The organism is Planomonospora algeriensis (assembly GCF_977012225.1).
The window spans coordinates 1-1,674 of the sequence record NZ_CDRNDK010000804.1 but is presented as its reverse complement, the minus strand read 5'-3'; the positions used below and the strand labels follow the sequence as shown (position 1 = coordinate 1,674).

Annotated in this window: 1 protein-coding gene; it reads right to left on the bottom strand. The window is 70.5% G+C overall.

Annotation, left to right across the window (positions count from 1 at the left end; genetic code table 11):
* On the bottom strand, positions 1-1,636 hold a 1,636-nt coding region (locus ACWJ6R_RS35945; protein ID WP_449066481.1), incomplete at its 3' end, for a beta-ketoacyl synthase N-terminal-like domain-containing protein.
* Positions 1,637-1,674 lie beyond the last annotated feature (38 nt).

Sequence of the window (1,674 nt, the reverse complement as noted above, 5' to 3'; positions counted from 1 at the left end):
GCGACGGACCGTTCGGCGCCGTCAGCCCGTTGCTCGCCCCGTCCTGGTTGACCGCACTGCCGCGCAGGACCGCCAGCACCCGGTGACCGTTGCGGCGAGCGTCCGACAACCGCTCGACCAGCAGCATGCCCACACCCTCCGAAAGGCCGACGCCGCCTTCGGCCTGGGCGAACGCCCTGCAGCGGCCGTCCACCGAAAGGTTGCGCTGCCGCGCGAACTCAATGAACGTCCACGGGGTGGCCATCACCGTCACACCGCCGGCCAAGGCCAGATCGCAATCGCCCGACCGCAGCGACTGCGCCGCCAGATGCAGGGCGACCAGCGACGACGAGCACGCCGTGTCCACCGTCACCGCCGGACCCTCGAACCCGAACGTGTACGACACCCGGCCCGAGGCCACGCTGCCCGAGTTGCCCGTGCCGATCAACCCCTCCAGCTCCTCCGGTACCGAGGAGAGCTGGCTCGCGTAGTCGTGGTACATCACGCCGGCGAACACGCCCGTACGGCTGCCGCGCAGCCCGTGCGGATCGATCCCCGCGCGCTCGATCGCCTGCCAGGAGCTCTCCAGCAGCAGCCGCTGCTGCGGATCCATCGCCAGCGCCTCACGCGGACTGATCCCGAAGAAACCGGGATCGAACTCCGCCGCGTCGTACAGGAACCCGCCGTGCCGGGCATAGGAGGTGCCGCGGTTGCCGGGCTCCGGGTCGTAGAGCCGCTCCAGATCCCACCCGCGATCGGACGGGAACTCGCCCACCGCGTCGCCCGCCTGCGCCACGAACCGCCACAGGTCCTCCGGCGATTCGATCCCGCCGGGGTAGCGGCAGGCCATTCCGACGATCGCGATGGGCTCGTCATCACCGGTGGTGATCCGCGATGCGACCGCGACCTCCTGTTTGCCGAGCAGTTCGTCGGCCAGGAACGGGACGAGCGCCGCCTGCGTCGGGTAGTCGAAGATCAGCGTGGCCGGCAGCCGCATGCCGGTGACCTGGCTGAGCCGGTTGCGGAACTCCACCGCCATCAGCGAGTCGAAGCCCAGTTCCTGGAAGGAGACGTCGTCGTCGAGCGCGGATGCGTCGGCGAATCCGAGGACGACGGCCAGCTGGTCGCTCACCAGGCCTTCCAGCGCGGCTTGCTGCCCAGCCGGGGGCAGGGCCGCCAGCTGCTGCTTCAGGGTGGCCGCCGCTTCCGACGCCGCTGTCACGACCCGCCTGGAGGGAGTGGACACCAGACCGCGCAGCAGCGGTGGCAGCGAGTCCGCCTGAGCGAAGACCTTGAAGTTGAGCTGGGCGGGAACCAGCGCGGCCCGTCCTGTGGCGAGCGCGGCGTCGAAGAGGGCCAGTCCGTCCTCGGCGGTCAGCGGGTCGACGCCGGAGCGCGCGAGACGACGCAGGTCGGCTTCGGCCAGGTCGGCCAGTCCACCCTCTCGCCACAGGCCCCAGGCCAGCGAGGTGCCCGCCAGCCCCTGCGAGCTGCGGTACTCGGCCAGAGCGTCCAAGAACGCATTCGCCGCAGCGTAGTTGCCCTGCCCCGGACCACCCAGCACCCCGGCCAGCGAAGAGAACAACACGAACGCGGACAGATCCAGATCCCGCGTCAGCTCATGCAGATGCCAGGCCCCATCGGCCTTGGGCCGCATCACCCCATCCAGCCGCTCAGGCGTCAACGCCGTGACCA